Here is a 12,585-nt window from a genome sequence, read left to right as displayed (position 1 = left end):
TAACAATAAAAAAGATGTTGCGCTTCAAATGAAGTACAACATCTTTTTACTATATAACTGCTCTGGCTGGGTTCGAACCAGCGACCTCCTCATTAACAGTGAGTTATTCTACCACTGAACTACAGAGCAATAATCGCATCAAGCAATGTAATTAATATACAATGCTTATAATTAAAAGTCAACCAGATAAATGAAAGTTTTTTAATTTATCTGATATATAAAAGAGATGTCTTGAAGTGATCAAAATATTCCTTTTATATAACTGCTCTGGCTGGGTTCGAACCAGCGACCTCCTCATTAACAGTGAGTTATTCTACCACTGAACTACAGAGCAATAATTAACCAGCGAATATATTTAATATACATGTTTGAAAATTAAAAGTCAACCAGATAAATGAAAAAAATCTAATCGTTGCTTTTTATAAAGAAATGAATCCTAAATAAAAAGTAAAAGGATGTCAATAAAAGAAGAAAAAATTTCATTTAATTGGTATGATAGAACTAATAAATGACGATTAGGAGGCAGCGCAGATGGCTGACTTTCAACTAAGAGGGATGCCCGTATGGGTTTATGCAAAAGATGTTGATACAAAAAGTGCGCTGACACGGGCACGGTTAATTGACGGTTATGTTGGTGAAACATTTTCAATTGATCCTGAGTCAATACCAGGCTATCGTTTTGTGTCTTCGGAAGGCACACTAACTGGTACTTTTGATGAGCAAAAAATGTATACGACAACATTTTACTATCAGCGTGAAGATGTTGCTGAAACAGAAAAATTAACGCACAAATATTTGCATATTTTTGCTAATATACAGCCCGTAGTTGGGGTAGAAGATGCAACTGAAACTGGTCAGAAATTGTGGGCAGGGTCTGTCGTGAAGGTTGCACAACGAATGGCAACACGGACTGGTGATTTTTGGTATCAATTAGCAGATTCACGGTGGCTCAAGTATGATATGCAAACTATGAAGCTAACGGATAATGATGGTCAACATCAACAACCGGTGGCCGAGTGGAAACGACCAACTGTCTGGCAACCAACGCCATATAGTGCGCATGGGAAAGTTGATTATATTCCGGGTGCTGATGTTGCTGTTTATTCACAACCATATGGTCATGAAATTGGGCGTATCCAGCATGGTGTTGCTGTAGATATTACAGAGCAGGTAGTAGATCCTTCAGGGGTGACGTGGTATCACGTTGCTCAACAAGGATGGTTATCAAATATTTATTTGTCGTTAAATTAAATATATAATTAGTCGGGGGAACATGATGACAGAACCATTGATATTAAAGCCAGCATTACACGAAAAAATTTGGGGCGGTACAGCTTTACGTGACGTTTACGATTTTGACATCCCATCAGAAAAAACCGGTGAAGCATGGGTGATTTCGGGGCATCCTAATGGGCCAGTTACGGTTACTAATGGTAAATATGCGGGTAAAACAGTTGCAGAATTATGGCATGATGAACCAACATTGTTTGCGAACAAAGATGTTGATCGACCATTTCCATTATTAGTAAAAATCTTAGATGCTCATCGTGATTTATCTGTTCAAGTACATCCTGATGATAAATATGCAGGTGAGCATGCAGGTGAATTAGGTAAAACAGAGTCTTGGTATATTTTATCTGCTGAACCAGGGGCAACCATTTATTATGGGCATACAGCCAAAGATAAGCAAACATTCGATCAAGAGGTCGATAATGCAGATTGGGATAAATTATTACAAAAAGTTCCGGTCAAAGCAGGTGATTTCTTTTATGTTCCTTCTGGTACATTGCATGCACTAGGCGAAGGTGTATTAACATTGGAAACGCAACAGTCTTCAGATGTGACGTATCGTGTATATGATTTTGATCGTGTCGATGCAAAGACAGGTGAAAAGCGCGATTTGCATTTAGCTGATGCTAAGAATGTGACAACAGTTCCGTTTGTCCCTACTAAGCCAGAACAAAAGGTTTCACATATTGAGGATTTAACGCTCACGGAATTGGTCACTGCACCATATTTCAATGTTGTTAAATGGGACATTGCAGGACGGGCAACGGTCGATGCAACGGCACCTTACACATTGGCAACGGTTGTTGATGGTGATATTGAATTGACGGTCTTTGGGGTTACTTATACCTTGGCTAAAGGGGCTAGTTTTATTTTACCTAATGATGTTGAATCATGGACAATTAATGGACATGCAACCTTGATTACATCAACACCTGGACCAAAATCACTATAAAATGTAACCATAACATTTATGTTAAAGGCGCCAACTGTTATATGAACAGTGGTGTCTTTATTTATTTCAAAATGGTAAAATTTGATAGATGATTATTACAAATAAAGTTGAAGATAAAAACGTGTGTGATTAGTAAGCACAAGCAGGAGGATAACATGAGCCTTAAGAGTGGATTAGCAACTTTGGTTGGGAAGGGTACTTATGCTGTATTACATGATGTATTACACCGTGGTGGTACCTCATTGCCCGGGAAATTAGCGACAAAAATTGACCCTAATGTGATGCAAAGCTATGCTGAAAAGTATGATGTTATCCTGATTACTGGAACAAACGGTAAGACGTTGACTACAACGTTGACGACGCGGGTATTACGCGAAAAATATGCTGATGTCATCACCAATCCGTCTGGATCAAATATGATGCAGGGAATTACTGGTACCATGCTGACAGCCAAAGTGACTGATAAAAAACAACGTCCAGTTGCTTTACTTGAAGTTGATGAAGCCAATGTGGCTGCCGTAGCTAAACAATTGAAACCTAAAGCATTTGTGTTAACAAATATTTTCCGTGATCAAATGGATCGATATGGCGAAATTTACACAACTTATGAGAAAATTTTAAAAGGTATTCGTCTCTTTCCTGAAGCAACTGTGATTGCTAACGCTGATTCGCCAATTTTTATGCGTGGCGATTTGCCTAATCCAAAAGTTTATTATGGATTTGAACATGTGCCAGCTACCGGAGATATGAAGGCGCCACATAATACTGATGGTGTGTTATCACCAACAGATAATTCTATCTTGCATTATCATTTTATGACATTTGGTAATCAGGGAGATTATTTTTCTGTGACTGATGATTTTAAACGTCCTGCCTTGAATTACGCAGTAACAAAATTGAATAAATTAACGCCAATTTCATCGAATTTTGATATTGATGGTAAGACTTTTCAGATTGAAATTGGGGGTATGTACAATATTTATAACGCACTAGCAGCTTATGCAGTTGGTCGTTATATGGGTGTGTCAGTGGCGCAAATTCAACGAGCCTTTTCATCTAATGCGCAAATATTTGGACGCCAAGAAGCGGTCAAAGTCGATGATAAAGAGGTGACCATCGTCTTGATCAAAAATCCAGTAGGTGCTAATCAAGTGATTGATATGATGAAAACTGATGATCAACCATTCTCAATAATTGCCCTGTTAAATGCTAACTATGCGGATGGTATTGATACTAGTTGGATATGGGATGCCAATTTTGAATCATTACATGATACTGGGATTCAAGCAGTGGCAACGGGTGGTGAACGTTACAAAGACCTCTATGTTCGATTAAAGATGGCTGGTTTTGGTGATCACCCAGTTTATCAAGATTTGAAGCAAATTGTAACGGCAATCAAGTCGATGCCAACCAAACGGGTTTATATCTTAGCAACCTACACAGCAATGCTACAATTACGTGCAGAATTGAAACAACAAAATTATATTCATACAGGAATGGGGGAATAAGCCAATGGCTGATTATAAGTTACATACAGCACACTTGTATGGTGATTTAATGAATACGTACGGTGATTTTGGTAATATTGTTGCCCTCAGATATTATGCGCAACAAATTGGGGTTGCTGTTGATGAGACAATTGTTTCATTAGGCGATGAATTTAATCCAACGGCTTATGATTTCGTGTTATTTGGTGGTGGCCAGGATTATGAACAAATGATAGTCGCTGATGATTTGCCAGATAAAGCACCAGCTTTGAAACAATATATTGAAACAAATGGGCCATTATTAGGAGTTTGTGGTGGTTTCCAACTATTGGGTCAGTATTTTTTGTTGGCTGATGGTACGAGAGTTGATGGGATTGGTGCATTGAGCCATTACACATTAAACCAGCCTGATAATCGTTTTATTGGTAATGTAACGATCCATGATGAGGTTAATGATTTAGAGTATCATGGTTTTGAAAATCATCAAGGACGAACTTTCCTAGGTGATGATGAGCGTCCACTGGGTAAAGTGATTAAAGGTAATGGTAACAATGGTGAAGATGGTGGCGAGGGGTTAGTGTACCGTAACGTTTATGGCACATACTTTCATGGCCCTATTTTGACTCGTAATGGAAATTTGGCGCTACATATTTTACAACTTGCTTTAGAACGGAAATATCCAGATGTTGATTGGCAAGAAAAAATTGCAACGATTACACCTGAGTTTTTCTAACTACCTGATGAAGAGGATGAGTGTTAACGCCATTCTCTTTTTTTTATTCACATTTTTGGTATACTAGACTGGAGTGTAAACTGGACTTATACAGGAGAAAGGCAGAAAAAGATGGCGCAATTATTCTTTCGTTATGGTGCAATGGCCAGTGGTAAAAGTATTGAGATTTTAAAAGTTGCACATAACTATGAGGTGCAGCAAAGACGTGTGCTGCTCTTAACCAGTGCGCTTGATAATCGATCAGGAGTTGGCGAAATTGCATCAAGAATTGGGATGCAACGGGCGGCGCAAGCAATTCAAACGACCGATGACCTGTTTGAATTGATATCACAAAATAAGTCGGTCGCAGCTGTGTTAATTGATGAAGCACAATTTATGACTAAAGCACAGGTTTTGCAATTAACCAGAGTTGTGGACGAATTAAATATTCCAGTACTGACTTTTGGCCTAAAAAATGATGCATTTAATCAACTATTTCCGGGTTCAGAGGCATTGTTGATTTATGCTGATAAGATTGAAGAGATGAAAACCCTCTGCTCATTTTGTGGTCGGAAAGCGATTATGAATTTACGCATTTCGAACGGTCAACCTGTATATGAAGGTGAACAAGTTCAAATTGGTGGGGATGAGGCCTATATGCCGGTTTGTCGGAAACATTATAATCATCCTGATTTACAAGCATTAGCCCGTCGGACAGGATTAAACAATAAATAAAATAGTTAAGGGATTGAAAAGATATGGATGAAATTTTTGAAAAGGTGCAGTCTGTTGTAGATCGCTATGAAGAAGTCAGTGAAATGATTTCTGATCCAGAAGTTATTGCAGACACAAAACGCTTTTTAGCATTGTCTAAAGAAGAAGGTAGTTTACGTGAGACAGTCGAGACCTTTAAGCACTACAAACAAGTGGTTGTAGGTATCGAAGAAAATGAAGAAATTTTACGTGAAGAAGCCAATGATTCAGAGTTAGAAGAACTAGCTAAAGAAGAATTAAAGGATCTTCGTGTGGAAAAAGAAGCATTAGAAGATCAAATTAAGATTTTATTACTACCTAAGGATCCTAATGATGATAAGAATATCATCATGGAAATCCACGGAGCAGCCGGTGGGGATGAAGGTGCATTATTTGCAGCTGATCTTTATGATATGTATGTTCGTTATGCTGAAAAACAAGGTTGGCAAGTTGAAATCATTGATGAAAATAAGACAGAAATTGGCGGTTACAAGGAAATTGTCTTAATGATCACTGGTAATAATGTTTATTCAAAGTTAAAGTTTGAAAATGGTGCGCATCGTGTGCAACGAGTGCCAGAAACCGAATCCGCAGGTCGTGTTCATACTTCCACAGCGACAGTTGGTGTGATGCCAGAATATGAAGACGTTGATATCGAAATTGCCGATAAAGATTTGCGTGTCGATGTGTATCGTTCATCTGGTGCCGGTGGTCAGCACATTAATAAGACCTCTTCAGCGGTACGTATGACGCATTTGCCAACTGGTATCGTTGTTGCGATGCAAGATCAACGTTCACAACAACAGAATCGTGCCAAGGCAATGGAAATCTTAAAGGCTCGTGTGTATGATTATTACGCTTCACAGAATGAAGCGGAGTACGCTGAACAACGCAAGACAGCAGTCGGAACTGGTGACCGTTCTGAACGAATTCGCACATATAATTATCCACAGAATCGTGTGACTGATCATCGAATTGGTCTGTCATTGAATAAATTAGACCGTATTATGAACGGTGAGTTATCAGATGTGATTGATGCTTTGTTGATTGCTGACCAAACAGCAAAGCTTGAAGCCTTAAAACAAGGGTAATATAAACGTATGTTTGATGAACAATGGACTATTCAAGCTGTTCGTGAATGGGGAGATTGGCAATTAGAGCCTTACATTCATGATATAGACGAGCGTATGGCACAAATCGATTATTTATTAACTGGTATGATGGATTGGAACTATGCGCAATTGGCAAATAACTTAAACACAGTTTTAGAGGATGAAAAGCGTCTGCGATTTATGGTGGCTGTGCGGGCAATTAAGGGTGGACAACCAGTGCAATATGCCCTTGGACATGCTGCGTTTTATGGCCGTGAATTTCAGGTAGATCGCCGTGTCTTGATTCCGCGACAGGAAACTGAAGAGCTTGTGGAATGGGTGTTAGCGGATCATCCGACAAATACGGAACAACATGTATTAGACATGGGTACTGGCTCAGGTGCGATTGCTGTTTCTTTGAGCGCAGAGCGTACCAGTTGGGCAGTGGTTGGTGCTGATATTTCTGAAGAGGCGTTGGCTGTTGCAAAAGAAAATGCGCAACTATACGCACCGTCAGTACAATTACTTCAGAGTGATTTATTTACAGGTGTCACAGGTAGTTTTGATATTATTGTCGCCAATCCACCTTATATTAGTCGTAATGAACAATCACTGATGGATGAATCAGTTGTCATGTTTGAACCAGATATTGCGCTTTATGCAGATGATGATGGTTTAGCACTATATAAGAAAATGGCTACGGACTTACTGACCTTTCTAAAACCCGGTGGGGCCGCATACTTTGAAATTGGGTATCAACAAGGAGAAAAGCTTGTTGATTTATTCAGCACATTACCTCATGTCATCGTAACGTTGCGTCAAGATCTGAGTGGTCATGATCGAATGATTAAAGTATTACGGGAGATTTAGAAATGACAGAAACAAAAATATGGACAGTAGATGAAATGGATGCGGCAGCTCGTGCAATTAAACGTGGTTCATTAGTTGCCTTTCCGACTGAAACTGTTTATGGACTTGGTGCAGATGCATATAATGAAAAGGCTGTTGGTAAAGTGTATGCAGCGAAGGGGCGTCCTTCAGATAACCCTTTGATCGTACATGTTGCTGATCCAGAACAAGTGGCAGATTTTGCTATTGTCAATGAACGCGCGCAAAAACTTATGGCTGCTTATTGGCCAGGACCACTAACGATGATTTTGCCCGTTAAACCAGATGTATTATCAATGACAGTCACTGGTGGTTTGGACACGGTAGCGGTTCGTTTGCCTGACAATGCTGCCACTCGTCAGTTAATTCGTGAAAGTGGTAAACCACTTGTTGGTCCTTCAGCTAATACATCGGGCAAGCCTTCACCAACATTAGCAAAACATGTTTACCATGATCTACATGGTAAAATTGCTGGTATTTTGGATGATGGTCCCACTAAAATTGGGGTTGAATCAACGGTATTGGATCTATCAACTGACATGCCAGCGGTTTTACGTCCTGGGAAAATTACACCAGCACAAATAGAATCAGTAATTGGTGTACCAGTTGATTCTGAAATTCATCGTGTGGCTGATAATGAAACACCTAAGGCACCAGGTATGAAATATCGCCATTATGCTCCTGATAAGGCAGTTTACATGGTTGCACCAGAGGACTGGACACAGGCAATTATTTGGATGCAATCTCAAGTTGAACCAGTTGGACTAATGTTAACGAATGATTTAATTAAAAAACATCAGCTAGCAGGTATGGATTTTATTTGGTCATTAGGAGATAATAATGACACAGCTGCTGCAAAATTATTTGCAGGGTTACGTTATTTTGACGATAAGAAGGATGTACAAACTATTCTTGTCGCTGCAATGCCGCAAGTTGATGTGAATGGTGCTTATAATAACCGTTTAGGTAAAGCATCAGGTGGACACTGGATTACTGAGTTGTTACATATTTAAGCTGCTTGACTTAAAGGAGGTCAAACCCAATGACAAATTACCGTGATTTTGATCCTGAATTGTGGGCTGCAATCGATCGTGAAGCTGATCGTCAAGAACATAATATTGAACTGATTGCTTCAGAAAATATTGCATCTGCAGGTGTACGTGCTGCTCAAGGAAGTATTCTAACTAATAAGTATGCTGAAGGTTATCCTAATAAGCGATACTACGGTGGAACAGAATATATTGATCAAGTCGAGCAATTAGCGATTGATCGTGTGAAAGAACTTTTCGGGGCAGAGTATGCAAACGTACAGCCGCATTCTGGCTCACAATCAAATGCAGCTGTTTATGCAGCATTATTGGAACCGGGTGATCATGTCTTGGGGCTTGATCTTAATGCTGGAGGTCATTTGACACATGGATCTGCAGTTAACTTTTCGGGGAAAACATACCAATTTCACGCTTATGGATTGGATGATAATGAACGAATTGATTATGATCAGGTTGCCGCATTAGCTGCTGAGTATCAACCAAAATTAATTGTTACCGGGGCATCAGCATATTCACGCTTTATTGATTTCGATCGATTCCGTGAAATTGCGGATTCTGTTGGGGCATACTTAATGGTTGATATGGCGCACATTGCTGGTTTGGTCGCAGCTGGGGTTCATCCATCACCAGTAGGAATCGCTGATGTTGTGACATCAACAACGCATAAAACATTGCGTGGACCACGTGGCGGATTGATTTTAGCTAAAGAAGAATTGGGTAAGGCGTTGAATTCAGCAATTTTCCCAGGTACGCAAGGTGGACCATTAGAGCATGTTATTGCAGGTAAAGCAGTTGCCTTTTATGAGGCTATGCAACCTAGTTTTAAAACATATGGTCAACAAGTTATTGCTAATGCAAAGGCAATGGCTGATGTCTTTGCAAAATCAGATCTTGTTCGTGTCGTTTCAGGTGGTACGGATAATCACCTATTTAATTTAGATCTAACCAAAACGGGTATCTCTGGTAAAAAAGCGCAAAATGTCTTGGACAGTGTGCATATTACAACAAATAAAGAGGCGATTCCAAATGAACCACGCAGCCCATTTGTGACATCAGGTATTCGAATTGGGACACCAGCAATTACGACTCGTGGTTTCAAAGAGGCAGAAGCAGTAGAAGTGGCCGAATTAATTTTGAAGGTACTTGCTAATCCTGAAGATGAAGCAACACTTGCATCAGTGGAACAATCTGTATTGGGCTTAACAAGTCGATTCCCCTTATCAGGAATTGAACACGCTAATTAAAAAAGCGTTATAATAAAGAAAAATGAAATGGAGCTTTGAAATGAGTAAGCTAACGGTTTTTGATCACCCATTAATTCAACACAAATTAACGATTATTCGTAATAAAAATGTTGGTACAAAAGAATTTCGTGAGATTGTTGATGAAATTGCATCATTAATGGCTTATGAAGTAACTCGTGATTTACCAGTTGAAGATGTTGTTGTTGAAACACCAGTTGCAACAACAACACAAAAAACACTTGCTGGTAAGAAACTTGCGATTGTGCCAATTTTGCGTGCTGGTTTGGGAATGGTTGATGGCATTATGAAGTTGATCCCTGCTGCTCGAATTGGTCACATTGGTATGTATCGTGATGAAGAATCACTTGAACCAGTTGAGTACTTTGTTAAGTTGCCTGAGGATATTGATCAACGTGAGGTTTTGGTGGTTGATCCAATGTTAGCAACTGGTGGATCAGCCGTCATGGCAATTGATGCATTAAAGAAGCGTGGCGCAACAAAAATTAAGTTAATCACGTTAGTTTCAGCGCCAGTTGGTGTCGAAACAGTTCAGAAGGCACATCCAGATGTAGATATTTATACAGCTGGCTTAGATGAGAAGCTTAACGAACATGGTTATATTATTCCGGGTCTTGGTGATGCGGGTGATCGCTTGTTTGGAACTCATTAAGCGAATAAAATTTCATTATTATCGATAGAAATGTTGTGGAGAGGTTGGGACAAAAGAATATGTCCTGACCTTTTTTATTTTTAGAGAGGGGTATTTATGAGAATTTTGGTAGTTGGTGCAAGTGGTCGTGTTGGTCATTTATTAGTTGAAAAGTTAGCAGCTGAAGGCCATGAAGTGATTGCAGGTACCCGTCACTTAGATGAGACGTTTACTAGTAAACGAGTTGTTTTGGCTAAACTAGATGTATTGATTGATGAAGAGCAATTAGTAAATGAATTACTTGACTTAAAATTAGATGCAGTTTATTTTGTTGCAGGTTCAAAAGGAAAGAATTTGTTACAAGTTGATGCATTTGGTGCCGTGAAGTTAGAAAATGCGGCTGAAAAAGCTGGTATTGACCGATTTATTATGTTAAGTAGTTGGCAAGCAACAAACCCTAAGGCTTGGGGCGAAGAGCTAAGAGATTATAATATTGCCAAGTTCTTTGCTGATAACTGGTTGATCGATCATACAACCCGCAATTATACGATTTTGCAACCAGGTGCCTTAACGGAAACACCTGGGTCAGGGAAAATTGCATTTGATCCTGATTCGCCAGCACAAAATAGTATTGAAAATGTTGTTGATGTATTAGTCGGCATTTTAAATGCTAAGAATACCTATGGTAAAGTGCTATCGATGAGTGATGGTGAAAACACCATTGAAACTGAAATTGCAAAATTGGTTTGATTTAAAACGTTTAACCGGTAGAAGTTTTGTTTACTAATTTTGTTAACTGATATATAATTATAATCGTTAAAAAATAACTTTAACTTGGTCCTGTGAGGCTAATAAGATTATTTTGGTGCTGTCGTGTAAATCTGGCGGTGAGCGAAACTATCATATTAGATAAATCTATCAAGTTGGGGTATTTTTATACCGCAACTTTTTTATTTCAGGTTATAAGTTTATATATGGAAGGATTAACACAATGGAAATGAAACGTGATGTTGTATTAGATGTGAATGAGAAACCAGGTTTCTGGCAATGGATAGGGCTATCGTTACAGCATATGTTTTCGATGTTTGGATCAACGGTTTTAGTGCCACTATTAGTTGGATTAAATCCAGGAATTGCGTTGTTTAGTTCAGGTGTGGGAACGTTATTGCATATTTTGATTACAAAACGTCAAATTCCTGCCTACATGGGTTCAAGTTTTGCATTTATTATTCCGATGGTTGCCTTAATGAAAACAACTGGTTATCCGGGTGTTGCTACTGGAGTTATCTCTGTCGGAATTGTTTATTTGATTGTCGCAGCAATTGTAGGCTTTATTGGTACCGAATGGATTGAAAAACTATTACCACCAATTGTTGTTGGTCCGATTATTATGGTGATTGGACTATCATTGTCTGGTTCAGCAGCTCAGTCGGCAACATTATTGAATGGTAAATATGATATTCGTGTATTTTTAGTTGCTATGGTAACACTAGGTGTCACAATCTTCTTTAATATGTATCTACGTGGTTTTCTAGGGTTGATTCCAATTCTATTAGGTATAATTACTGGCTATCTACTAGCAATTGTCGTTGGATTAGTTGATTTAAAGCCGGTTGCTGATGCGGCTTGGTTTGCCTTGCCAAAATTTGACATACCTTTTGTTGACTATACACCAATCATGCATTGGGGTGCGGTACTAGTGATGGCACCGATCGCATTAGTAACAATCACCGAACACTTAGGTCATTTGATGGTTTTGGATAACTTAACAGGGCGTGATTATATCAAAAATCCTGGCTTACACCGAACTTTAGCTGGGGACGGCGCTGCTTCGCTATTTGCGGGGTTAGTAGGAGGTCCATCAGTTACTTCATATGGTGAGAACATTGGTGTGATGGCTATTACTAAGGTTCATTCAGTCTATGTTTTGATTGGTGCAGCCATATTTGCGATTCTATTCTCCTTCGTTGGTAAGTTATCGGCAGTTATTCAAAGTATTCCAGGTGCAGTAACTGGTGGTGTTTCATTTTTGTTGTTTGGGGTCATTGCTGCTTCAGGGTTACGTATCATTGTTGAAAATAAACTTGACTTTAATTTGAAGCGTAACTTGATGATTACCTCATCAGTTTTGGTCATTGGTATTGGAAATGCCTACCTACAAACTGGCCACGGAAATAACATCGTACAGTTCTCAGGTGTTGCTATTGCAACAGTTCTGGGCATTGTGTTGAATTTAATATTGCCTGAAAAGGCTGCTTCTGAAAAATAAAAAATAAAGACAGTTTTTGCAAAAAAGCTGTCTTTTATTTTTTAAGTTAAGATTTATATATAATAAGCATTTCTATTTTGGATAAAAAAGTTTTATTATTCTTTTTTGGAATAGTAGAAAGTGTGATATAACAAGCTTTATAAAAAAGCGTTGCAAAAATGGGACAAGTACCTATGATTGTTAATGATTGAATTAAGTCCA

Annotated in this window: 12 protein-coding genes and 2 tRNA genes; 12 read left to right on the top strand and 2 right to left on the bottom strand. The window is 38.8% G+C overall.

Translation table 11 applies throughout. From position 1 onward, the window contains the following. Window positions 1-57: 57 nt before the first annotated feature. Both HMPREF0877_RS04450 and HMPREF0877_RS04445 read right to left on the bottom strand, forming a co-directional pair. A tRNA-Asn gene (locus HMPREF0877_RS04450) sits at window positions 58-129 on the bottom strand. A 133-nt stretch (window positions 130-262) separates the two neighbouring features. Beyond that, window positions 263-334: transfer RNA gene (locus HMPREF0877_RS04445), tRNA-Asn, on the bottom strand. Window positions 335-531: 197 nt separating this feature from the next. Between HMPREF0877_RS04445 and HMPREF0877_RS10250 the strand changes: the two genes are divergently transcribed. From HMPREF0877_RS10250 to HMPREF0877_RS04385, 12 genes are all read left to right on the top strand, one after another. Then, complete coding sequence (locus HMPREF0877_RS10250) at window positions 532-1,251, top strand: MucBP domain-containing protein (RefSeq protein ID WP_002828046.1); 720 nt, start codon at window positions 532-534, stop codon at window positions 1,249-1,251. Window positions 1,252-1,276: 25 nt separating this feature from the next. After that, the gene (gene manA / locus HMPREF0877_RS10245) at window positions 1,277-2,242 is read left to right on the top strand and encodes a mannose-6-phosphate isomerase, class I (RefSeq protein WP_040760561.1); all 966 of its coding nucleotides are present in this window, start codon (window positions 1,277-1,279) and stop codon (window positions 2,240-2,242) included. Between the two features lie 155 nt (window positions 2,243-2,397). Next, entirely contained in the window at window positions 2,398-3,750 is a 1,353-nt protein-coding gene (locus HMPREF0877_RS04430) for a MurT ligase domain-containing protein (protein ID WP_040760559.1), read from the top strand. A gap of 4 nt (window positions 3,751-3,754) precedes the next feature. Beyond that, the gene (locus tag HMPREF0877_RS04425) at window positions 3,755-4,462 is read left to right on the top strand and encodes a type 1 glutamine amidotransferase (RefSeq protein WP_002828043.1); all 708 of its coding nucleotides are present in this window, start codon (window positions 3,755-3,757) and stop codon (window positions 4,460-4,462) included. 111 nt (window positions 4,463-4,573) lie between these two features. Then, entirely contained in the window at window positions 4,574-5,176 is a 603-nt protein-coding gene (locus HMPREF0877_RS04420; RefSeq protein WP_002828042.1) for a thymidine kinase, read from the top strand. Between the two features lie 23 nt (window positions 5,177-5,199). After that, window positions 5,200-6,285: a peptide chain release factor 1 gene (gene prfA / locus HMPREF0877_RS04415; protein WP_002828041.1), complete on the top strand. Its 1,086-nt coding sequence runs from the start codon at window positions 5,200-5,202 to the stop codon at window positions 6,283-6,285. Window positions 6,286-6,294: 9 nt separating this feature from the next. Further along, a complete protein-coding gene (prmC, locus tag HMPREF0877_RS04410; protein WP_002828040.1) occupies window positions 6,295-7,155 on the top strand; it encodes a peptide chain release factor N(5)-glutamine methyltransferase in 861 nt (286 codons plus the stop codon). 2 nt (window positions 7,156-7,157) lie between these two features. Further along, a complete protein-coding gene (locus HMPREF0877_RS04405; protein ID WP_002828039.1) occupies window positions 7,158-8,186 on the top strand; it encodes an L-threonylcarbamoyladenylate synthase in 1,029 nt (342 codons plus the stop codon). Window positions 8,187-8,215: 29 nt separating this feature from the next. Further along, window positions 8,216-9,466 (top strand): serine hydroxymethyltransferase, encoded by a 1,251-nt coding sequence (gene glyA, locus HMPREF0877_RS04400; protein WP_002828038.1) that lies wholly within the window; start codon window positions 8,216-8,218, stop codon window positions 9,464-9,466. Window positions 9,467-9,506: 40 nt separating this feature from the next. Then, the gene (gene upp / locus HMPREF0877_RS04395; protein ID WP_040760557.1) at window positions 9,507-10,136 is read left to right on the top strand and encodes a uracil phosphoribosyltransferase; all 630 of its coding nucleotides are present in this window, start codon (window positions 9,507-9,509) and stop codon (window positions 10,134-10,136) included. A gap of 96 nt (window positions 10,137-10,232) precedes the next feature. Continuing rightward, on the top strand, window positions 10,233-10,865 hold the full coding sequence (locus HMPREF0877_RS04390; protein WP_002828036.1) for an NAD(P)H-binding protein: 633 nt from the start codon (window positions 10,233-10,235) through the stop codon (window positions 10,863-10,865). Window positions 10,866-11,106: 241 nt separating this feature from the next. Next, window positions 11,107-12,384, top strand: coding sequence for a solute carrier family 23 protein (locus HMPREF0877_RS04385; protein WP_002828035.1), 1,278 nt, complete (start codon window positions 11,107-11,109; stop codon window positions 12,382-12,384). The last annotated feature ends 201 nt before the right edge of the window (window positions 12,385-12,585 follow it).

The sequence above is a fragment of the Weissella paramesenteroides ATCC 33313 genome (genome assembly GCF_000160575.1).
Lineage (GTDB): Bacteria > Bacillota > Bacilli > Lactobacillales > Lactobacillaceae > Weissella > Weissella paramesenteroides.
The sequence above is the reverse complement of the archived record's forward strand: the minus strand, read 5'-3'. Positions and strand labels throughout refer to the sequence as shown.

Bases quoted from the DNA above. Each gene is read 5' to 3' on its own strand.
- HMPREF0877_RS10250 (WP_002828046.1), top strand. From the start codon at position 532: ATGGCTGACTTTCAACTAAGAGGGATGCCCGTATGGGTTTATGCAAAA.
- glyA (WP_002828038.1), top strand. From the start codon at position 8,216: ATGACAAATTACCGTGATTTTGATCCTGAATTGTGGGCTGCAATCGAT.
- HMPREF0877_RS04405 (WP_002828039.1), top strand. From the start codon at position 7,158: ATGACAGAAACAAAAATATGGACAGTAGATGAAATGGATGCGGCAGCT.
- prmC (WP_002828040.1), top strand. From the start codon at position 6,295: ATGTTTGATGAACAATGGACTATTCAAGCTGTTCGTGAATGGGGAGAT.
- HMPREF0877_RS04420 (WP_002828042.1), top strand. From the start codon at position 4,574: ATGGCGCAATTATTCTTTCGTTATGGTGCAATGGCCAGTGGTAAAAGT.
- upp (WP_040760557.1), top strand. From the start codon at position 9,507: ATGAGTAAGCTAACGGTTTTTGATCACCCATTAATTCAACACAAATTA.
- HMPREF0877_RS04385 (WP_002828035.1), top strand. From the start codon at position 11,107: ATGGAAATGAAACGTGATGTTGTATTAGATGTGAATGAGAAACCAGGT.
- HMPREF0877_RS04390 (WP_002828036.1), top strand. From the start codon at position 10,233: ATGAGAATTTTGGTAGTTGGTGCAAGTGGTCGTGTTGGTCATTTATTA.
- prfA (WP_002828041.1), top strand. From the start codon at position 5,200: ATGGATGAAATTTTTGAAAAGGTGCAGTCTGTTGTAGATCGCTATGAA.
- HMPREF0877_RS04425 (WP_002828043.1), top strand. From the start codon at position 3,755: ATGGCTGATTATAAGTTACATACAGCACACTTGTATGGTGATTTAATG.
- manA (WP_040760561.1), top strand. From the start codon at position 1,277: ATGACAGAACCATTGATATTAAAGCCAGCATTACACGAAAAAATTTGG.
- HMPREF0877_RS04430 (WP_040760559.1), top strand. From the start codon at position 2,398: ATGAGCCTTAAGAGTGGATTAGCAACTTTGGTTGGGAAGGGTACTTAT.